Annotated in this window: 20 protein-coding genes; 8 read left to right on the top strand and 12 right to left on the bottom strand. The window is 40.2% G+C overall.

Annotation, left to right across the window (positions count from 1 at the left end):
* Positions 1 to 42: 42 nt before the first annotated feature.
* The 5 genes from HCN_RS05740 to pgp3 form a co-directional block, all read right to left on the bottom strand.
* Positions 43 to 801, bottom strand: coding sequence for a NeuD/PglB/VioB family sugar acetyltransferase (locus HCN_RS05740; protein ID WP_014666840.1), 759 nt, complete (start codon positions 799 to 801; stop codon positions 43 to 45).
* Positions 801 to 2,012, bottom strand: a complete 1,212-nt coding sequence (locus HCN_RS05735) for a LegC family aminotransferase (protein WP_014666839.1) — start codon at positions 2,010 to 2,012, stop codon at positions 801 to 803. Before HCN_RS05735 ends, HCN_RS05740 begins: the two co-directional genes overlap by 1 nt.
* A gap of 64 nt (positions 2,013 to 2,076) precedes the next feature.
* Positions 2,077 to 3,243 carry a radical SAM/SPASM domain-containing protein gene (locus HCN_RS05730; RefSeq protein WP_002956480.1) on the bottom strand — a complete coding sequence of 389 codons (1,167 nt, stop codon included), beginning with the start codon at positions 3,241 to 3,243 and terminating at the stop codon, positions 2,077 to 2,079.
* Positions 3,244 to 3,263: 20 nt separating this feature from the next.
* Positions 3,264 to 4,268: an NAD-dependent 4,6-dehydratase LegB gene (locus tag HCN_RS05725; protein ID WP_002956481.1), complete on the bottom strand. Its 1,005-nt coding sequence runs from the start codon at positions 4,266 to 4,268 to the stop codon at positions 3,264 to 3,266.
* A gap of 19 nt (positions 4,269 to 4,287) precedes the next feature.
* Entirely contained in the window at positions 4,288 to 5,151 is an 864-nt protein-coding gene (gene pgp3, locus HCN_RS05720) for a peptidoglycan metallopeptidase Pgp3 (RefSeq protein WP_014666838.1), read from the bottom strand.
* A gap of 137 nt (positions 5,152 to 5,288) precedes the next feature.
* Here pgp3 and rplU point away from each other — a divergent pair, with 137 nt between their 5' ends.
* Together rplU and rpmA are read left to right on the top strand one after the other, a co-directional pair.
* The gene (gene rplU / locus HCN_RS05715) at positions 5,289 to 5,603 is read left to right on the top strand and encodes a 50S ribosomal protein L21 (RefSeq protein ID WP_002956483.1); all 315 of its coding nucleotides are present in this window, start codon (positions 5,289 to 5,291) and stop codon (positions 5,601 to 5,603) included.
* A gap of 10 nt (positions 5,604 to 5,613) precedes the next feature.
* A complete protein-coding gene (gene rpmA / locus HCN_RS05710; protein ID WP_014666837.1) occupies positions 5,614 to 5,871 on the top strand; it encodes a 50S ribosomal protein L27 in 258 nt (85 codons plus the stop codon).
* A 29-nt stretch (positions 5,872 to 5,900) separates the two neighbouring features.
* On the opposite strand, the gene HCN_RS05705 is transcribed toward rpmA, so the two are convergent.
* Complete coding sequence (locus tag HCN_RS05705; RefSeq protein WP_014666836.1) at positions 5,901 to 7,295, bottom strand: glycosyltransferase family 2 protein; 1,395 nt, start codon at positions 7,293 to 7,295, stop codon at positions 5,901 to 5,903.
* Positions 7,296 to 7,397: 102 nt separating this feature from the next.
* On the opposite strand from HCN_RS05705, the gene obgE reads away from it, so the two are divergent.
* Positions 7,398 to 8,552, top strand: coding sequence for a GTPase ObgE (gene obgE, locus HCN_RS05700; RefSeq protein ID WP_014666835.1), 1,155 nt, complete (start codon positions 7,398 to 7,400; stop codon positions 8,550 to 8,552).
* A gap of 140 nt (positions 8,553 to 8,692) precedes the next feature.
* On the top strand, positions 8,693 to 9,352 hold the full coding sequence (locus HCN_RS05695; protein WP_014666834.1) for an LbetaH domain-containing protein: 660 nt from the start codon (positions 8,693 to 8,695) through the stop codon (positions 9,350 to 9,352).
* Positions 9,353 to 9,368: 16 nt separating this feature from the next.
* On the opposite strand, the gene HCN_RS05690 is transcribed toward HCN_RS05695, so the two are convergent.
* Genes HCN_RS05690 through HCN_RS05680 form a run of 3 tightly spaced genes read right to left on the bottom strand, consistent with a single transcriptional unit; the run spans position 9,369 to position 11,631 of the window.
* Entirely contained in the window at positions 9,369 to 10,106 is a 738-nt protein-coding gene (locus HCN_RS05690; RefSeq protein WP_014666833.1) for an amino acid ABC transporter ATP-binding protein, read from the bottom strand.
* Positions 10,093 to 10,800 carry an amino acid ABC transporter permease gene (locus HCN_RS05685; protein ID WP_002956489.1) on the bottom strand — a complete coding sequence of 236 codons (708 nt, stop codon included), beginning with the start codon at positions 10,798 to 10,800 and terminating at the stop codon, positions 10,093 to 10,095. Before HCN_RS05685 ends, HCN_RS05690 begins: the two co-directional genes overlap by 14 nt.
* A 6-nt stretch (positions 10,801 to 10,806) precedes the next feature.
* Complete coding sequence (locus tag HCN_RS05680) at positions 10,807 to 11,631, bottom strand: ABC transporter substrate-binding protein (RefSeq protein WP_014667571.1); 825 nt, start codon at positions 11,629 to 11,631, stop codon at positions 10,807 to 10,809.
* 168 nt (positions 11,632 to 11,799) lie between these two features.
* Here HCN_RS05680 and HCN_RS05675 point away from each other — a divergent pair, with 168 nt between their 5' ends.
* From HCN_RS05675 to HCN_RS05665, 3 genes are read left to right on the top strand one after another with little or no spacing between them, the layout of a single operon-like run.
* Complete coding sequence (locus HCN_RS05675; RefSeq protein WP_231997470.1) at positions 11,800 to 12,543, top strand: ribonuclease HII; 744 nt, start codon at positions 11,800 to 11,802, stop codon at positions 12,541 to 12,543.
* Positions 12,544 to 12,601: 58 nt separating this feature from the next.
* Entirely contained in the window at positions 12,602 to 13,177 is a 576-nt protein-coding gene (locus HCN_RS05670; RefSeq protein WP_002956493.1) for a hemerythrin family protein, read from the top strand.
* Between the two features lie 23 nt (positions 13,178 to 13,200).
* Positions 13,201 to 13,767 (top strand): hemerythrin family protein, encoded by a 567-nt coding sequence (locus tag HCN_RS05665; RefSeq protein WP_002956494.1) that lies wholly within the window; start codon positions 13,201 to 13,203, stop codon positions 13,765 to 13,767.
* Between the two features lie 53 nt (positions 13,768 to 13,820).
* Here HCN_RS05665 and HCN_RS05660 read toward each other — a convergent pair whose 3' ends face one another.
* The 3 genes from HCN_RS05660 to HCN_RS05650 all read right to left on the bottom strand — a co-directional run bounded on the left by HCN_RS05660 (position 13,821) and on the right by HCN_RS05650 (position 17,760).
* Positions 13,821 to 14,867 carry a CapA family protein gene (locus HCN_RS05660; protein ID WP_002956495.1) on the bottom strand — a complete coding sequence of 349 codons (1,047 nt, stop codon included), beginning with the start codon at positions 14,865 to 14,867 and terminating at the stop codon, positions 13,821 to 13,823.
* Positions 14,868 to 14,889: 22 nt separating this feature from the next.
* Positions 14,890 to 16,398: a bifunctional indole-3-glycerol phosphate synthase/phosphoribosylanthranilate isomerase gene (trpF, locus tag HCN_RS05655; RefSeq protein ID WP_002956496.1), complete on the bottom strand. Its 1,509-nt coding sequence runs from the start codon at positions 16,396 to 16,398 to the stop codon at positions 14,890 to 14,892.
* A gap of 69 nt (positions 16,399 to 16,467) precedes the next feature.
* Positions 16,468 to 17,760: an autotransporter outer membrane beta-barrel domain-containing protein gene (locus tag HCN_RS05650; protein WP_014666830.1), complete on the bottom strand. Its 1,293-nt coding sequence runs from the start codon at positions 17,758 to 17,760 to the stop codon at positions 16,468 to 16,470.
* Between the two features lie 262 nt (positions 17,761 to 18,022).
* On the opposite strand from HCN_RS05650, the gene HCN_RS05645 reads away from it, so the two are divergent.
* Entirely contained in the window at positions 18,023 to 20,179 is a 2,157-nt protein-coding gene (locus HCN_RS05645; RefSeq protein ID WP_014666829.1) for a carbon starvation CstA family protein, read from the top strand.
* Positions 20,180 to 20,314: the final 135 nt, after the last annotated feature.

Genomic DNA, 20,314 nt, shown 5'->3' with positions numbered 1-20,314 from the left:
ATCTAAAGAAAGAAAAGCTGGAGTTACAAGGATAGAGATATTTTATTCTATCCCCCCCCCCGTTAAATTTTTATCTATTTGTAAAGAGAGATTCTTATTGGAATAATGCGTGGTGGATTCTTGCAAACTACTTTGCGAATTGCTTTTGTTGGCTAGGCTTGGGCTTATGCGAGAGATATTTTGTGAAACTTCTAGCGGATTGTTATAAAGCAGAGAGTTTGGTGCAACAGCGGTATTGTGAGCTAAAATCATATTGCTCCCTAAAAAACTTCCTTCGCCGATGTGGCAGTTACCATTGATGACACTTGCGGTGGAGAGATGACAAAAATCTTCTACAACGCAGTCGTGTTCTACAAGGGCTTTGGAGTTAATGATACAAGCTGTGCCGATTTTTGCATTCGCATTCACAAGGGCGTGGTGCATAATGATACTTCCCTCCTTAAGATTCACTCCCTTTGCGATATAGGCAAGTGGGGATATGATAGTGGGGAGATTATAGCCTATGGTTTTAAGATTTTGGTAAATACGCATTCTGTGAGTTGGCGTTTTAATCTGTCCAAGGGCGATAAAGGCGATTTTGACTTGAGTATATAAAGATTCTAGCAATTCATCTCCGCCAAGTATAGGGTAGCCTAGCACTTCGCTAATGCCATTTTGTAAGGCATTAGAATCTACAATGCCACAAATCTTAAAGCGATTTTCCTTCTCTATCACATCAATACAAGCCCTAGCGTGTCCGCCACCGCCGATAAGCACAAGCTTTGGCTTAATATGATGAAGTATGTGGAATCTTTTAGCCATCAGCTAGACTTTTTAAGGCTATGGATTCTCGCACTGCTTGGGATATTGACAATCCTATCACGCAAGAATCTGGCATTTTTTAGCTCATCGCTTTGGCAGTGGCGATACATATTAAGTTCATTATTAAGCTTCCAAATAGGGCGTGTCATAATGCCTTGAGCGTTGCTCTGCTTTAAAAACTCATCACGCAAAGATTTGGAATCTAGTAGTAGGGCATTAAGCCAAAAATTAGGCTGTGTGCCTACTCTAGCACCTATAAAGCTACAATGTAATTGCGTAGCAAAAAACGCTTCATATTCTTTAGCAATGTCTTGCTTATCGCGTAAAAATGCTGGGAGCTGCTCTATTTGAGCTAGGGCTAGGGCTGCGTTGATATTTGGAAGACGATAATTGAAACCTAGCATATCGTGTTTATACTCGTAAGGGTGGGGGATTTTAGCCGTGGTGGTAAGGTGCTTAAGCTTTTTTGCTAATGCTTCATCTTGGGTAAGAATCGCCCCACCGCCACCGCAGGTTATGGTTTTGTTACCATTGAAGCTAAGGATTCCGCAGATTCCAAAGGTGCCGGTGTGGATTTGTGAATCTTTACTCTTTTGAGAATCTGTGTGGCATACATAGCTCCCTAAGCTCTCCGCACTATCTTCAATGAGTAAAATCCCCCATTCATCGCATATTGCTTTAATCTCTTGGATTCTTGCAGGGTGTCCAAAGGTGTGCATTGGCACACAGGCTTTAAGAATCTTGCCACTTTGCTTGTTGTAGGTAACGCCCCCCTTTTTTATTGCATAAGATTCTAAAAAGGCTTTGAGTGAGAGTGGGGATAGTCCCATTGTGTCTAAATCCACATCAATATATACCGGAGCGGCTCCCGTGTAGGCAATGGCGTTGCTTGTGGCGATAAAGCTTAGGGGCTGGGTTATCACTTCGCATTCTGCATTGACATTCAGGGCGTGAAGTGTAGCGTGTAGGGCTGAAGTGCCATTTGTGGCGGCTATGGCGTATTTACTAGAGCAAAACTTGGCAATTTCCTTTTCAAATGAATCTACAAACGCCCCTACACTTGAGACAAAGCCGCTATCAATACATTCTAAAAGATATGCCTTCTCATTCCCCATAAATCGTGGCTCGTGTAATGGGATAAAGCCCTGCGGACTATCATAAAGCTCACGGATAAAGCTAAAAATATCATTAAAATCACTCATAGAACCCATAGATTCTAACCCCTTTTTGTGTTGTTATCGTGCAATAATCTGGTATTGTAGCAAAAAAACTATCTTAGAGAAAATTATCGCTTGGGATTATAGCAGGTTTATTGCCTTGGAGCAATGTATCAATCGCTACATTATAGGATATAGCTCGGCAGTTTTCACACGCACCTTTGGCAAATTTCTCGTGTAGCTTGGCAATCGCTTCATTATGTCTTTTTGCATTCCATAAGTCTAAAAATCTCTGCTCGTTAAGATTGCCTAGGCTATATTCTTTGTTGCCTATAAGGGGTTGGCAGAGATACACTTCGCCATCATAGTTTATAAATACATTGCTCCGCATAGCAATGGCGTTGCATAACACGCTTTTTTGGAGTTTAGGCAGGTATGTGCTGCCATAATGCCCCACACCATTATTTTTGACATTAATAAGATTTGTCGTGGCGGGGTTTATGTGTGAAAGTCCATTTTCTATCTGCTTTAATACACTTTGCTTTTGCTCTTCACTCAAATTAATGGAGCGTTTCTCATAATCCACCGCAGGGATAAAGATAATATAATCAAAGCCCTCTTCCATAGCCTTTTTGTAGGTGTTAAAAATCTCTTGGTAATTAATGCCATTGATGACACATCTTGCCCCAACGATGAGTTTAGAATCTTGATCTTTTAGCTTTTTGGGCAGTGAGAATTGCCCCTCAAAATGATTAGCTCCCACGATTGCCTTATACTGCTCCTCTTTTGTGGAATACACTGACACGGCAATGTAGTTAAATTGTCGCAAGAGCTTATAATGCTCAGGCTTAATCGCCACAGAATTTGTGATAAGGGCTACTTCCATTTGTGAATCTAGCATCATTTGAGCATAATCGTGCCATTTGCTAAGGGTAGTTGGTTCTCCACCACCGGAGATATAGGCGGCTTTTGTGCCAAGGGAGCTTAAGTCTTTGATTGTTTGGGTGATGACTTCGGGGCTTAGGCGGGATTTGTTTTGGCGTCTTTGTCCGTAGCTACAATGTACGCAGTTGTAATTACAGCTCGCACACCAGTGAAATTCCGCAGCAATGGGTGGTAAAGAGTTTAGTATATCCCCCCCCCCCGTTAAAATTCTCTCTCTTATGCTTTCATAATGTGGAATAATTTTATTAGAATCTAGCAAGGTGGCGAGATTCACTTTTGGGCGATTCGTTTCTCCACTATTGACATTTTGTGTGGGGTTTGTGTTTTGTGAAGTTGGCATTTTTTCTCCTTTGGATTTTTTTAGATATTGTAAATATCACTTTTGTATTTAGCAAGATTATTTGGGTTTGAAAACCACTCAATTGTTTCCTGTAAGCCTTCTTTGAGCGTGTATCGTGGGCTAAAGCCTGTGAGAGATTGAATCTTTGTATTATCACACCACAAACGGAAGACTTCGCTCTTTTCGGGGCGGATTCTCTGCTTTTCTGTGATAAATTCCACATCACTTTTCATTAGCTCTTTTATCAGCTCTAGTGTATCGTGGATACTTATTTCAGCATTTGAGCCGATATTGATAACTTCGCCTATGGTATTTTCCGCTAAGGCTAGAGCGATAAATCCCGCACAAGTATCTTTGACATAGTTAAAATCCCGCGTTGGCGTCGTGTCGCCTAGCTTAATCTGCTTTGCCCCATTGGCAATTTGCGTAATGATAGTTGGGATAACCGCCCTTGCACTCTGCCTTGGTCCATAGGTATTAAAGGGTCGTGCTATGGTAAGGGGCAGACAAAAGGCGTTATGAAAACTCATTGCAATGGCATCTGCACCGATTTTACTTGCGGAATATGGGCTTTGAGGTTGTAATGGGTGCTTTTCATCAATGGGGACATATTGTGCCGTGCCATAGACTTCGCTTGTGCTTGTGTGGATAATGCGTTTCACACCTGAATCTAGTGCAGCTTGGCAGATATTGAGTGTGCCTTTGATATTAGTATCCACATAGCTATCTGGTGCAACATAAGAATAGGGAATGGCGATGAGTGCGGCAAGATGAAATACCATATCCACACCTTTACAAATATGCTTACAAAAATGCGGGTCGCGTATATCGCCACTTATCACTTCAATAGAATCCAAACAATCAATATCTTCAAGCCAACCCCACGAGTTAAAGGAATTATATAAGCTTAACGCCTTAATTTTTGCGTTAAAAAATACTGAATCTTGTATTTTGCTTTGCTCATAAAGGGCTTGTGTAAGATGAGAGCCGATAAAGCCATCTGCTCCTGTGATTAGAATCTGCATAAATCTCCTTTTATTTTTATTAAAACAACGCATTGACTTGTTCAATAAAGTCCATTGCATCAACATTTGTGCCATTTATCACAATGCCAAAATGCAAATGCGCCCCACTTACGCGTCCTGTATCGCCACTTTTGGCAATGACTTGCCCTTGCTTTACCATATCCCCTTGCTTGACTAGGAATTCATCAAGGTGAAAATACACACTATACACGCTAGAGCCGTGATCAATGTAGATTGATTTGCCTGAAAGGTAGCGATCCTGCACGAGGGCTACTTTTCCGTCATTTGTAGCAAGGATAGGTGTGCCAATACTGGCGCGTAAATCTGTGCCGCCGTGGTAGCTATTAACCTTGCCATTAAAGATTCTAGCACTCCCATAAGGGCTAGTGATAGCAGAATCTAGCGGCTTGATAAAAGGCTTATCCCACAAACGCCCTTTTGTGATGGTGGCATAAGTTTTCACAGCGGCATTTTTTTCTTGTTCTATGCGTTTTGCTACTTCATTAGAATAGCTCACTTTATCGTTGGCGACATTGATTTGCTCCTTTTTTGGATAGTCTTTTTGGAGAATCTTGATTGTTTGCGGACTAGATTCTGTTTGCTTTGGGCTATGCAAGGTTTTAACGCCCTCGTCATAATAGCCTATGGGAATAAAGGCTATAAATTCCCCCTTTTTACTAGGGTGAAGCATATAATGCAGGGATTTTTTGCCATTATTGTAGTTAAGTGGGTTTGGCGTAGAAGTTTGATAAATAAAGATTGTGCCATTATAGGCTGTGGGGACTTTAGGGCTTTGTGTCTTGGCATAGAGATTTGACATTTGAAATGTCATAAGCAAGGCTAGTAAAGCAGTTCTAAACCGAATCTTGTGAAAAAAAAGCATATAAATCCTTTGTGTTGTAAGAATCTAAAAAGGCGGGATTATAGCAATTCAAAGCTTAGATTAAAGAATGTTGCGATAAAATCGCCACCTTTGTTTTCTAAAAGCAAAAATAACACTTCAATTCACAAGGATACGCGATGTATGCAATTTTTAAGAATGGAGGCAAACAATACAAGGTTGTTGAAGGGAGCATTGTGCTACTTGATAAGATGAGCCTTGAGCCGAAGTCAAAGGTTGAATTGAACGAAGTTTTAGCCATTGTAAGCGATGATAAGGCACAAATTGGTGATCCTTTTGTAAAGGGTGCTAAGATTGAAGCGGAAGTCATTAACGAAGGCAGGGGCAAAAAGGTCGTTACATTCAAAAAACGCAGAAGAAAAGACAGTAAGACAAAAAGAGGTTTTAGACGCGATTTTACTCGTGTGAAGATTCTCAAAATCATAGCAAAATAAAGGAGTAGAAATGGCACACAAGAAAGGTCAGGGTAGCACCCAAAACAACCGCGATTCAGCTGGACGCCGCTTAGGTGTGAAGAAGTTTGGTTCTCAATTTGTGCGTGCGGGGAATATCATTGTCCGCCAAAGAGGCACGAAAGTGCATCCGGGCGATAATGTAGGACTAGGCAAGGATCATACGATTTATGCGTTGATTGATGGGATTGTGAAATTCCAGCAAAAAGATAAAAACCGCAAGAAAGTTTCTGTTATCCCCGCTTCTTAACCCCCTTAGATTCTGCGACAATGCAGAATCTAGCTATTTTGAATTTTTCCCAATCTTAATCCTCTCCTTTTCCCATTTAACCATTTTAGAATCTTATAGATTTTTGGTGTAAAGTAAGCTATTTTATTAGCTTTACCTACTTTTTGCATATAAGGTTCTAAGGGCTTTAATAATGGACGGACATATTTAGGATCAGATTCAAAACTCATAGCACCAAAAGCATATACAGCCCTCACTTGTAAAAATTCTATAAGTTTATTTTTTAACGCTAATTGAGAATCATCTAATGTTTCAATATACGCTAAAAGTCCAAGGCAAATATAAGTGCAGGAGTAGGCAAAATAATAGTGTTTAATTTTATAACCATTTTGAAACGCCATAACAATACTACTCATAAAGAGGGGATAGGTTTTGCGATAGATATTTTGAGATTCTCCGTGTGCTGATACTGAAGCAGTGTGATAGCGGTAAATAAGCCCATAAAATGATGTGATTTTAATGTTTTTTGCCCTAGCAAAAAGGAGCATACCAAAAAGGGCATCTTCGTTAGCAAGTGGTGTTGAAAAACGCAAATTTTCAAGCATGGAAAACTTAAATAATCCTTGATGAACCCAAGAAAAAGAATGAGTATATTTCCATAGTTCAAGGGCATTGAAGCTTCCATTTTGGGCTTGTTTTTGCGTAAGGTGAAGTGATTGTAAAAGGGGAGTATGCTGTTCTTTGGGGATACCATCTTCATAAATATACTTCGTATCGTGCCAAATAATATCGCATTCCCCTATATTCTCTATACATTGCTCTATACAATCAACGCTTAACATATCATCAGAATCTACAAAATGTATATATTCAACTTGTTTTGGTGGTGTAGGGGAGTGAGAAAAAATAATGCAAGAATAAATGGAATAATCAAGCGGTTTAGATAAAGAATTTAGCTTATGCCCCCCCCCCATAGCTACATAGCTAGAAGCAAAAGAAAAAGTCTCTCCTGTAAGATAGTCTATATGATTGGCACTAAGGGCATTTGGCTTAAGCGTAGCCTGAAAGGTAAAAGGCATAGATTGATAATCAAAAGTGGTATATGTAGGGTTTATAGAATCTACTGTATCTAATGCTGTGCATTTTGGCTCAAAAAGTGGCGTTAGAACAAAGCCATTGCTTACATATTCAATCCCCGCATTTCTCGCACTCCCTTGTCCTCCATTGCTTTTGCATATAAGTGTGATTCTATAATCTTTTTCAAAATATGCTTTTGCTATATCAGTGCTTTTATCTGTGCTTCCATCATCAACGAGTATAATCTCTAGATTCTTATATGTTTGATTGATAAGAGAATCTAAGCAATTTTTTAAATACTTCTCCACATTGTAAATTGGCACGATAATGGCGACTTTTGGCTGATATGAATTTGTATCTTTTGACATTGTAACGCTCCTTGGTTGGTTGATTGTAGGGAATGTTTGGAATTATAGCGTATTATTTTATTAATGTTTTGATTTTGCAAAAATTAGAGTGTAGGAAAGTGTATGTTTGTAGATAGTGTGGATATTTTTATCGCTTCTGGTAAGGGTGGAGCTGGGGCTGTGAGCTTCCGCAGGGAAAAGTTTGTGATTCAAGGTGGTCCTGATGGCGGCGATGGCGGCGATGGCGGCGATGTGTATGTGGAGGTGGATAATAATACTGATACGCTTTCAAAATTCCGCGGAGCAAGGCATTATAAGGCTAAGAATGGGCAGCCCGGTGGGGCTAGGCGGTGCAGTGGCAAGAGAGGGGAGGACATTACTATTAAAGTGCCTTTGGGGACGCAGATTCTAGATTTTGACACAAAAGAGATTATTATTGATATGGATAAATGCCCTATGCATTCGCGTTTGCTGAAAGGTGGCAAGGGTGGGCTAGGGAACTCGCATTTTAAAAACTCCACAAATCAAGCACCAACTTACGCTCAAAGTGGCTTAAGCGGGGAGGAGCGACATATTGCTTTGGAGTTAAAGCTGATTGCTGATGTGGGGCTTGTGGGCTATCCTAATGTCGGTAAATCCACACTCATTTCTGTGCTATCAAACGCCAAGCCAGAGATTGCGAATTATGAATTTACCACGCTTGTGCCAAATCTTGGTGTGGTTGATGTGGGGGATTATAGCTCGTTTGTGGTGGCGGATATTCCGGGCATTATTGATGGGGCAAGTGAAGGCAGGGGGCTAGGCTTAGAGTTTTTAAAGCATATTGAACGCACTAAAATGTTGCTATTTGTGCTTGATGTGAGTAGGGATATGGATATTTCCTTACAATTTGAAAGCTTGTGTAATGAGCTAGGAAAGTTTTCACACACGCTTCAAACCCGCTCCTTTGGCATTGTGCTAAGTAAAAGTGATACTTTGGGTGGAAGTGATTTAGAATCTAGTTTTAACGCATTTGTGAAAAAGCATTTTCCTGCGATGCGGGGTTTATCGGGGGAATGTGAGATTGTAGCAGAATCTTTAAGGCAGGAGAGTTTAGATTCTATGTTTGACACGCAGAGCGATATACAAAAGACACAAGATTCTAAAAATTTATGTTTTGTTATGACAATCTCTAGCGTGGCAAATCAGCGGATTGATAGGCTAAAAAGTCTTTTGGCAAAGAGTTTAAGTAATTCTCATTCAACTCAAAATAAAACAAAGGAATACAATGAAAAGTAAAATAATATTGCGGGGGGGGGGGGGGTGCCCTTCAAAGCTAAAAAATAGAATACAAAGTCTTTGTGCCTTCTTACAGATAAATAATTTCTTTGTTTGTGCTAATTTTTTAAATATTGATACAAACTTTTTGGGGGTGGGTTATGCTAACCTCTAAAGTTTTGTTGCTTGTGCAAGGACAAATAGATGTGTTCTTTTCTAGGCTAGATTCTCTAAAGCTAGAATCTAGCGATGTGAAAAGGGCGTTAGACGCATTTTGGCGTTGCAATAAGCAAATTTGCCTTAAGTATTATGAAACTCAATTAAGCATAGAAGATTTTTATCATACTGATAAATATGCGACATTTTTGTATTTTCTTTCACACTCTCTGTATAAAGCAGATAAGGCAAAACTCGCCACAAAGGTGTATTATTTAAATAAGATTCTACACGGGATTGATATATATTATGAGATATGTCTGCCCGAAGTGTTTTATCTCACTCACCCTGTGGGAAGTGTATTTGGCAGAGCAGGATATGGGAATTATCTTTGCGTGTATCAAAACTGCACTATTGGGGGCGATACACGAGATGGCGAGATATGTTATCCTACTTTGGGTGAAGGCGTGGTGCTATGTGCGTCAAGCAAGGTTATTGGGAAGTGTCAAGTTGGCGATAATGTCATCTTTGGTGCAAATGCGTTTATTATCAATACAGATGTGCCGAGCAATTCCATTGTGGTTGGCTCGTATCCACATCATAGAATCCTGCCTAGCAATCACAATGTGCTAAAAGAGTTTTTTGGGATAGACAAAGATTTGTAAATAAAGATTCTAAAGACTAGTTTCTAATTTTGCTTAGAAAGTCTTTAAGTCTTGGGGTTTGGGGGTTTTCAAAAATTTCTTGCGGAGTGCCTTGCTCTATGATTTTACCCTCACTCATAAAGATAATGCGACTCCCCACTTCCCTAGCAAATCGCATTTCGTGCGTTACACACACCATACTCATACCCTCATTTGCCAAATCCCGCATTAAATCAAGCACTTCGCCCACCATTTCAGGATCAAGTGCAGAAGTTGGCTCATCAAAAAGCATAACTTCAGGCTTATTCATAAGCGCTCTGGCAATGGCTACGCGTTGCTTTTGTCCGCCGCTTAGGCGGGAGGGATACACATCTTGCTTATCAAGTAGTCCTATGCGTTTAAGCAGTGTTTGGGCTTTTTGTTTAGCTTCATTTTCATTTAAGAGTTTTAAAAGTGTGGGGGCAAGGGTGAGATTTTGCAAAACGCTAAGATTATTAAAAAGATTAAAATGCTGAAACACCATACCCATTTTTGTCCTAGCCTTGTTTAAGTCCCAAGAATCTTGCTTGTTTTGAGGGAAAATCATCTTACCATCAAGCCAAATCTCGCCAGAACTAGGCACTTCTAGGAGATTCAAACAACGCAGCAGGGTTGATTTACCACTCCCGCTTGGTCCTATGATGACAACCTTTTCGCCCATTTTAATATGGAGATGAATATCTGCTAATACAAGCTTAGAATCAAAATATTTTTTTAGCCCATTAATGCGTATCACTTGCTCGTAACTTCCTTTCATAGAGTTTCACAAGATAGCTCGCACACATCACAAGTAGCAAGTAGGCTAGGGCTAGGAAAAAGTATGGAAACATATATTCATAAGTCGCACTGCCTATGCTTTTAAACGCATAAGTCAAATCGTGAACCGTGATGTAGTTTGCCACGGAAGTTTCTTTCAATAAGGCGATAAACTCATTACCCAAAGTTGGCAGGGAATTTTTCAACGCTTGGGGGAAGATGATATAACGCATACTTAAACTTGAGCTAAGCCCCAATGCCCTTGCAGCTTCATCTTGCCCTTTATCAATGCTTAAGATTCCACTGCGGATAATCTCACTCACATACGCTCCACTATTTAGCCCAAAAATCACCACCGCCACAAGTAACGCACTCATACCCTTTAGCCCAAAGGCTGGGAGAATCACAAAGTAGATAAAAAGTAGCTGCACCACAATGGGTGTCCCGCGGAAAAAACCAACATAGGCTTTTAAAAACACACATAAGATTCTATGCGGGATTGAAGGGGTTTTGTGCGTAATGGCAATGGCTACAAGTGTGCCGACAATCACGCCAATGATGAGAGCGGCAATAGCAAGCAGCAGTGTCGTGCCAAGCCCTTCTAGGATAAGCTTGTAGCCGCCATTTGTAATAAACTGGTGATAGAAAAGCTCGTATTTTTGTGTGAGTTCCATATAGTCCTATTGTGCGTAATATTTATTGATGATAGATTCTAATGTGCCATCTTGCCGGATTTCATTGAGAATAGCATTTATAGAATCCTTAAGCTCTTTATCATTAGGTGCTATGCCAATAGCGTATTTTTCATTCGTCAAGGCAATATCAATGAGCTGTGTGCCACTATTTGCCTTGACAATCTCACGCGCTGGCATTTCATCAATAATCACAATGTTAATCTGCTCATTTTTCATAGCAATTGCAGCTAATGCCCCATTTGAGAAGCTTTTTACCTGTGCGTTATGGAATCCTTCAAAACCCCAATCGCTATCGCCTTTAGCGTAAAACTCGCCTGCTGTGCCGACTTGCACACCAATTTTAAGATTTGGAATAGATTGAAGTGTTTTTAAAAGCTCTTCTTTTGTGGTGATATTTGCAAATCGTGTATCATTAGCCCTAGCAATCACCATTTGTGAAGCACTAAAATAAGTTTGGCTAAAATCAATAACTTTGGAGCGCGTGTCGTTAATCGTCAAGCCTGAAAGGGCGATATGCGCGTTTCCACTTGCAAGTGAAGTAACCACAGAATCAAACTCCATATCTTTAATTACAAGCTTTTTGTTAAGCTTTTTGGCAATGACTTCAGCAATATCCATATCAATACCCTTAAATTCCTTGCCATCAATATATTCAAAAGGTGCAAAATTTGCCGAAGTGGCTACAACAAGATCATTATCACTGCACGCATTGAGAGTAAATATACCTAGCGTTGCTGTAAGTAATGCTAGGCTTTTAGCCCATAGCGTGAGCGATATACAAGATTCTAGCAGCTTCATCAATGTTTTCATTTGAATGTCTCCATGAAAGATAATTTAAGATTTTATAAATTAAAGGGCTTAATTGTAATGTCTTAAGCTTAAAATAAAGCCTTGAGCTGTGAATTTTGGATAGATTTATGCGAAATAGTATAGAATCTGGGCAATTTTGGTATGCCTTGTGGGGCATAAAGATACTATTTGAAGTTAAAAGGTGCAGATTTTATGTGGGTAGCAGGGATTGATGAGGCTGGGCGAGGCTGTATTTGCGGGGCGTTGTTTGTTGCTGGTGTGATTGGGAGAGAGGAAAATATTGCACATTTTGGTGCAAAAGATAGTAAAAAGCTATCCCCAAAGCAAAGAGAGCGTATCTATCAAACTTTGTTAGAATCTCAACATAAGGGCGAAATAGGGCTGTTTGTGGCACAGATTGAAGCGTGGGAGATTGATAAGTTTGGTTTAAGCATTGCGATGAAAAATGGCATAGAGCAGATTCTGTGTAGAATTGCGGATTTTGCTACTTTGCAAAATCTTATAGGGCAAAATGTGGAACAAAACACCGCAAAACACAATCTTTTAGAACAAGATGTAGAGCAGAATCCTACAGATTCCACGGATTCAAAGAATGCTTTACAGGAAATAATAATGGATGGCAATACAACCTTTCAGGCTAAGATTCCACATATCCTTACACAAAGTGGCGTTGGGGTGCAGACTTTGGTGAAAGCCGATGATATTATGCCCATTGTATCCTGTGCGTCTATCGTGGCAAAAGTGAGTAAGGATAGGCAAATGCACGAGCTTGATAAGCTGTATCCGCAGTATTTTTTAGCTAAAAATAAGGGCTATGGGACATTGCAACATAAAAAAGCCATCGCCAAAAATGGATATTGTCCCCATCACCGCAAAAGTTTTAAGATTCTTATGCAAGAATGTTTATTTTAACTTAAAATTAAATATAAAAGAGATAAAATCCAAGTCGCTTTCAGTTTAAAATAAGGAAATGGGGTTTGCTATGTTGCCGAGTTGGAGTGAAAAATTTAGCGTTCATCACGAGATTATTGACCAGCAACATCAAATATTATTTGACCTTGCACATAAGGCGTATAAGATTGCCAACAGCCACACTACGCGCAATGAAGTCAAAGATATGATTACCCAATTTTTTGATTATATGAAAACGCACTTTAAAGATGAAGAGCAGTATATGCAGGCGATTGGCTATCCACGCTTGGAGGAGCATAGGAAGATTCACCGAAAAATCGTTGCTGATATGGCAGCTATGGTAAAAAGTATTCACTCGGCAAATGAGCTAAAAGACAAAATTATGATTATGGCGCAAGACTGGCTTTTGACACATATTTTGCAAGAAGATATGCAGATTGAAAAATATCGCAAAGAAGCTCAAAGTAAGAATCCAACCAAACAACCTCAAAAATTTTACCTTTATACTTGTGCGTGTCCGGGCAAGGAGCATAAACTCACAGAATCTATGCATATTTTTGTGAAAAATAGCACACAAAGTATTCGCTGCAAAGAGTGTCAGCAGAGCATTAAGGTTCAAAATGCACTTGGATAAATCACTTAGCTTAAGGGGGAGATATGCTACCAGATTGGAGCGATGATTTTAGCGTTCATCACGAGATTATTGACCAGCAACATCAAATGCTTTTTGCTTTGGCTCATAAGGCGTGTCGTATCGCTAATAGCCCTAGTTCAGCCAATGAAGTAAAGATGATCCTTATTGAGTTTTTTGATTATATGAAAACGCACTTTAAAGATGAAGAGCAGTATATGCAGGCGATTGGCTATCCACGCTTGGAGGAGCATAGGAAGATTCACCGAACAATTGTTGCTGATATGGCAGGAATGGTAAAAAATGTGCATTCTGTGGAGATTCTAAAAGAGATGATTTCAACAATCGCTAAAGACTGGCTTTTGACGCATATTTTGCAAGAGGATATGCAGATTGAAAAGTATCGCGAAGAGCAGTTGGAGAAAAATGCGAGTTGTGAAGTGCGAGATGTCAAGCACTATTATTATACTTGTGCGTGTCCGGGCAAGGAGCATAAACTCACAGAATCTATGCATATTTTTGTGAGTAATTCTACCCACCCCATTAATTGCAAAGAATGCCATCAACGCATTCATTTTAAAGCACAACGCTAGAATCTTTGGCTAGAATCTTACCTACCGCTAGATTCTAGTAGCTCATCTTAAATCTATAACCCAATTTGAATCTCACTTTTTCCTTGAGTGATAATATTTATATATTGCTTATAAATTTTCTTATAATCAGGCAGAATTGCGTTGTTGAGGTCGCTAAACCACATTAGCTTAAAATCCTTAAAGTGTGAATTGTAGTAGGTATAAATCAGCTCTGCCCTAGGATTTTTCACTTTCACCTTGCCATTTTCAAGCTTTTCAATCTCCACGCTTCCTAGCATTCCTATGCGTTTATTTGTGCCTTTTTGTGCGGAGATAAGATTCCCAAGTGAGTAAAATATTAAAGTATCTCCTATGTATTCTGCGGGTTGCACAACATGCGGATGTGTGCCGATGACTAAATCCACTCCCAAATCCGCCAAAAGCTTAGCATATTTTCTCTGCTCTACACTTGGCTCAAACTCATACTCAATCCCCCAGTGCATTGATACAATCAGCAAATCCACTTTATCGCGTATAGCCTTAATGTCCTTTTCAAGCATTGCCTTTGTATAGACATTCACAAGATATTCTTTGCCCTTTGGAACGGGGATTCCATTTGTGCCGTAAGTGTAGGCTAAAAGTGCGTATGTAATGCCATTTTTTTCTAGAATCTGTGGAGTATCACGCGTTTTTAAAGATTCATAGCTTCCAGCGGTGAGAGCAGGTTTGTCTTTCCAGTATGCAAGGGAGGAGCGTATAGCCTTTTCACCCCTATCAAGCGTGTGATTATTGGCTAATGAGATAAGATTAAAGCCTAAAGAGAGTATATTATCGCCAAATTCTTGTGGGGAGTTAAAGGCAGGATAAGTGCTTAAGCCAAGCTCCTTGCCACCTAAAATCGTCTCTTGATTATAAAAAGCAAGGTCATATTTTGGGACAACATCTTCAAGTGCTTTAAGCATAGGGCTAAAGTCGTAATGGTTATTTTCCCTTTTTGCATCATTATATACAGAAGCGTGCAGCAGGGCGTCTCCAGCCATAATAAGTGTGAGTTTAGAATCTGTGTAAGCAGAAAGCGAAAGATTTAAAATGACACAAAATACAAAAAACAGTTTTTTCATTGATATTCCTTTGTGTTTGGGATTATATTGCTTTAGGGTTATGGCTAGATTCTAGTGTGTTAAGAATCTGCTGAATTGCGTTTATATCTTTTAGCCCTGCGGATTTTTCCACGCCAGAGTTTATATCAAGTAGAGAGGGTTTGAGTGCTAGAAAGCTTTTTAGATTCTGCGGATTAATGCCCCCAGCAACGCACAAATACCGCTCCTTAAGCGATAAAAGCACATCTTTTGCCACGCTTTTACCAGAGCCTCCCCCTTGAATACTTTTAGAATCTATAAGGCAGAATGCCCCTGCGTATTCCTTGCTAAAATCCTCTAAATTCTCTACATTTTGTGCTACATAGTAGCAATACAGGGCGTCTTCAAGCGAAGTGTTGGCATACATTTTTGGTGTTTGTGGATTAAGGCTATGGAGCTGAATCCCATCAATATAACCCTCTTTATACAGCGTTTTAGCGGTGTTTAAGGAGTGTTTATCATTCACCACAGCTATGCGTAAAATATGCGGATAAAGCTTTTGCAGGGCTTTTGCTATGTTTTGAATCTGCTTAGATTCTATAAAACGCGGAGAGTTTTTAGCTAAAATAAAGCCTAACATATCCACCCCACCATAAGTTTCTAACTCGCCTATTTGCAGGGCATCATCAAGGCTTGTAATACCACATATTTTAATAAGAATCTTTTCTCTGTGCCATTTGTGAAACACATCATTACAGAATCGTGGCTTTTGCGTAAAGCCAAGCTCAAAGGCTTTTTTAAGTGATTGAATAGCGTGAGTTGGGTTTTTGTGAGCTACAAGGTAGCTACCGCATAATAATCCATTAAAGCCTAGAGAGCCTACCATAAAGCCACTTGAAGCTGAATCTATGCCAGATTCAAAAATGACTTTGCTTGTGGGCAGAGAATCTTGTAAAGATTGTCGCAAGATACAAGCGGAGGGTATATCAATCTCAAAAGTGTGGAGATTGCGTGAATTCACACCCACAAGGGCGGGTTGCAATGGAGAGATAAAGTCAATCTCTCTTTGATTATGCACTTCAAGTAAGGGCGTAATGCCAAAAGATAGGCATTTTTCATAAATCTTTTGAAGTTGCAAAAAGCCATCTTTTTCATCAATAAACATCGCCGCAATAAGCAGCACCATATCCGCCCCAGCACGATAGCTAATCTCAATCTCTTGTGAATCTTGTATAAAATCTTTGCGTAAAACACAGGCATTTGGATAGGTAGCTTTAACCTGCATTAAATCTCTCAAACTCCCATTGAAATGTCGCTCTTCGCACAGCACAGATATGGCTGAAGCTCCGCCATTAAGATAGCTCTGTGCTAAATGTGTAACTGAATGTATATCCCCTATATGCCCAGCTGAAGGCGAGGCGCGTTTAATCTCTGTGATAATGAGTGGCTTATCTAGCTTTGGTGGGATAAGTGGGTGGATTCTATTTTGTGGGATAGTATGTCCAAAGTCTAAGCCCTTTGTGGCGATATCTTGTGATCGTTTGGCGATAATTTTAGCTAGGACTTCTACCATAAGCTTATGTATTCCTTAAGTGATATGAGATAGGTGGATAGGGCGTATTCTAGCATAGCTTGGGCAATATTAAAAATAATATGAAAGATTGAGTGTGCCTGAATATGTCTTAAATTGCGTGTGAGATTGAGCGTATAGGGCATAAAGGCTAAGTGAGATGTGTTTATGTAAAGGCACAGAGCCACCTAAATGAAGTGTGTAGCCAAGCGTTTGCGGGTTTGTAAAGTAAAGTGGTGAATTGCCAAAATAGGCTGTTGTCTGCGAGGTAGAGGTTGGGACATATTGTAGATTTAGCCCACCAAAGAGAATATGACGAGATCCAAAATAATAACACATTTGAGTGCCTAGCAAGAGACTTAGCGTGTGGTGTTGCTGGGCTTTAAGAGAAAGTGTTGGCATAGTTGCATTATTTGCTTGAAATTCAGCAAATTCCCCCTGCGTACCAAGCGTGTAAGAAAGCCCTAAAAATGGCTTAAGATAGAATCTGTGATAGTTTATAGGATAGCCAAGTGTGCTTTGCAATCCTAGCTCGTTGTAGGAGAGTTTGCCCTGAAAGGTGCTTGAGCTAAAAAAGACTTCGCGTTTGCTTTTATGCTGTGTGTTACCATAATAAGCAAGGAGTGTTAGCTTAAGCTTTGGGAAAGTGAGTTTGCTATATGTGCCGATAAGCGATGCGGTTGAGTTAAGGTAGGTTTGTGTAGAATTTAAAGCACTTGTGCCTTGAGAAGTTGCATAAGTGGCAAATACACTGAGAGAATACGCATTGTGTTGCACTGAAGTGCTTAGGCTTGTGCCATAAAGTGGGGTGGAGAGGTTTGCACTACTTGCATTTGAGACAAAAGGAGTGAGATTAAATGAAAATCTTTTCATCGGCGGCTGATAGATAAGGGGCAATGTGGTGTTTTGCATAATGCTCCAAAGGCTTAAGCTAGGGGCTTGTGTGCTTAGTATATTCACAGAAGTGTCAATATTGGAACTCAAATTTGTGAGAAACGCCCTATCGCCATAAGTATAAAGGCTCTTTGAATCTTGCTCTAAATTACTTTCAAGGCTTGTTAGAATACTGTTTTGATTTTTATCTAGGCTTTGGAGAAAGGTATCAATAGCTTGGGTGTTCTTTTCAAGCTTGATAGAGCCATTGCCTTGTGAGCTAGAGTTTATAAACTCACTTTTGCCCCCACTAGCTAGAATCTCTATATTTGTATTTCCACTTAATGTGCCTGTGATAAGCTGATGTGAGCCTAGTTCTGCTCTGGCAATATCTACTTGAATCTTGCCTTGATTATCTACATTGCCGATGAGTTGTCCTAGCTTACCATTATATGAGCCAAAGATAAGGCTACTATCTGCGGCATTTGTCATACTACCATCTACCCTAATGCTCCCACCATATAAAATCCGCGGATTCTATTCCAGCATAGCTTAAGGCAAACTGCGTAAAAGCCACAAAATCACGCAAAAATCATTACAAAATGAAACAGATAGAATTTTCTCATATTAATGATGTTACTAAACTGCCATATTTTTCAAAAAAATCAAACATTTATTTTATTGCGTGATAGCCTTTAAGTTTGAAGTGTTTAGACTTAGAGCCATAATCCATCTTACAAAATAAAGGAGTGTTATGAATAAGATTCTTAGCATAGGATTGTGGGCGATTGTTTCGCTCATTGGTGCTTACTGCTTTGGTATTTTGGCTCTGCATACGGGTGAAAGCATTTCAGCAGTGTGGATTGTGGTAGCGGCGGTATGTATTTATGCCATAGCGTATCGTTATTACTCTAAATACATCGCTTTTAAGGTGTTAGAGCTTGATGATAATCGTGCGACACCTGCGGTTGTGAATAATGATGGACGCGATTTTGTGCCGACAAATAAAATCGTGCTTTTTGGACATCATTTTGCTGCTATTGCTGGGGCTGGTCCGCTTGTTGGTCCTATCCTTGCGGCACAAATGGGGTATTTGCCAAGTATGATTTGGATTGTTGTGGGTGTTGTGATAGCTGGGGCGGTTCACGACTTTACCGTGCTTTTTATCTCTATGCGTAGGAATGGTAAGTCTATCGGTGAAATCATTAAGCTTGAGCTAGGTAAGGGTGTTGGAAGTATCGCAATGGTTGGGATTCTAGGCATTATGATGTTGATTATTGCGATTTTGGCTCTTGTGGTGGTAAATGCCTTGGCTGAATCTCCGTGGGGACTTTTCACAATCGCTATGACAATTCCCATTGCCATTTATATGGGCTTGCATATGCGCTTTTTGCGTCCGGGCAAGATTGGTGAAGCAAGTGTTATTGGCTTTACCCTTTTGCTTTTAGCCTTGTATTATGGGCGTGATGTTGCGGCAAATCCGCAGTTAGCAGAGATTTTCACACTCTCTCCTGTAACACTCACTTATGTAATGATAGTTTATGGCTTTGTTGCGGCGATTTTGCCGGTGTGGTTCTTACTTGCTCCGCGTGATTACCTTAGCACATTCTTAAAGATTGGTGTTATTGTGCTTATGGCAGGTGGAATCTTGGTGGTTATGCCTGAAGTGCGATTTGAAAGCGTTACAAAATACATTGATGGCACAGGACCTGTCTTTAGCGGACAGCTTTTCCCATTCTTGTTTATCACCATTGCTTGTGGGGCTATTAGCGGATTCCACGCTTTAATCTCAAGTGGGACAACGCCAAAAATGCTAGAGAAAGAATCTCACGCACGAATGGTGGGTTATGGCTCTATGATTATGGAATCTGCAGTGGCTGTAATGGCACTTATCGCAGCGGTGATTCTCACCCCCGGGCTTTATTTTTCAATCAATGTCGCTCCTGCAGCACTTGGCACAGCTGGGGTAAAAGATGTCGCAGAAGCAGCAGCCATTGCTGCACAGACGATTAATAGCTGGGGCTTTGTCATCACGCCTGAAGACATTCTTGGTATGGCAAAAGAAGTAGGAGAGCCAACGATTCTAAGTAAAACCGGTGGAGCGCCGACATTTGCTATTGGACTAGCGACCATCATCTCTCAAGTGCCACTTTTCAATCAAGGCTCTATGGCATTTTGGTATCACTTTGCGATTTTGTTTGAAGCGTTGTTTATTCTTACTGCTGTTGATGCGGGGACTAGAGCAGGACGCTTTATGGTGCAAGATGTGCTAGGGAATGTGTATAAGCCTATTGGTAACATTCACTCAATGTTTTGGGGTGTCGTGGCGACATTAATTTGTGTGGCTGGTTGGGGTTATATCCTTTATCAAGGTGTTACAGACCCACAAGGTGGGGTAAAATCACTTTGGACACTCTTTGGTGTTTCTAATCAAATGTTAGCGGGAATGGCGTTGCTCACCGTGATTGTGGTGCTTTTCAAAATGGGTAAAGCAAAACAAGCTTGGGTAGCTATCGTCCCGGCAGCTTGGGTGCTTATTAGCACGCTCTATGCTGGAATCTTAAAACTTCTCCCAGCAAATGGTGAAAAGGTGCACGATGCGGTAAGCCACATAGCATTATGGCAGATTAATAGCCAAAAGGCAGCGGCAACTATGCAAAAGATTCAAGAAACAACAGATGAAAGTGTCATTGCAAACCTTACAGCTGAAGCGGCAAAATTTGCTACTATTGCAAATAATAATCTCATCAATGCTTTGCTTTGTGGCTTGTTTATGGTGGTTACTTGTTTGATTTTGATTAAATGCGTGATGATTTGTTGGCGTTGTGCTAATGGAGAGAAACTCCCAATGGCTGAAAGTCCATATCGCAAGGCAAGTGATTTTGAAGGGCGTATGGCAGGAGCACATTAAAAGTGCGTTAGATTCTGCCTTTTAGATTCTTGCTTATGATTCTAAGCTTAGTTGCTTAGAATCTCCGCCTTTGTAGGAGTGGCTTTTAGGCTTATCTTACGGGGCGGAAATCCATAAAGACTCTGTTAAGCTCAA

The sequence above is a fragment of the Helicobacter cinaedi PAGU611 genome (genome assembly GCF_000284635.1).
GTDB lineage: Bacteria > Campylobacterota > Campylobacteria > Campylobacterales > Helicobacteraceae > Helicobacter_C > Helicobacter_C cinaedi.
This window is presented reverse-complemented; position numbering and strand designations above follow the sequence as displayed.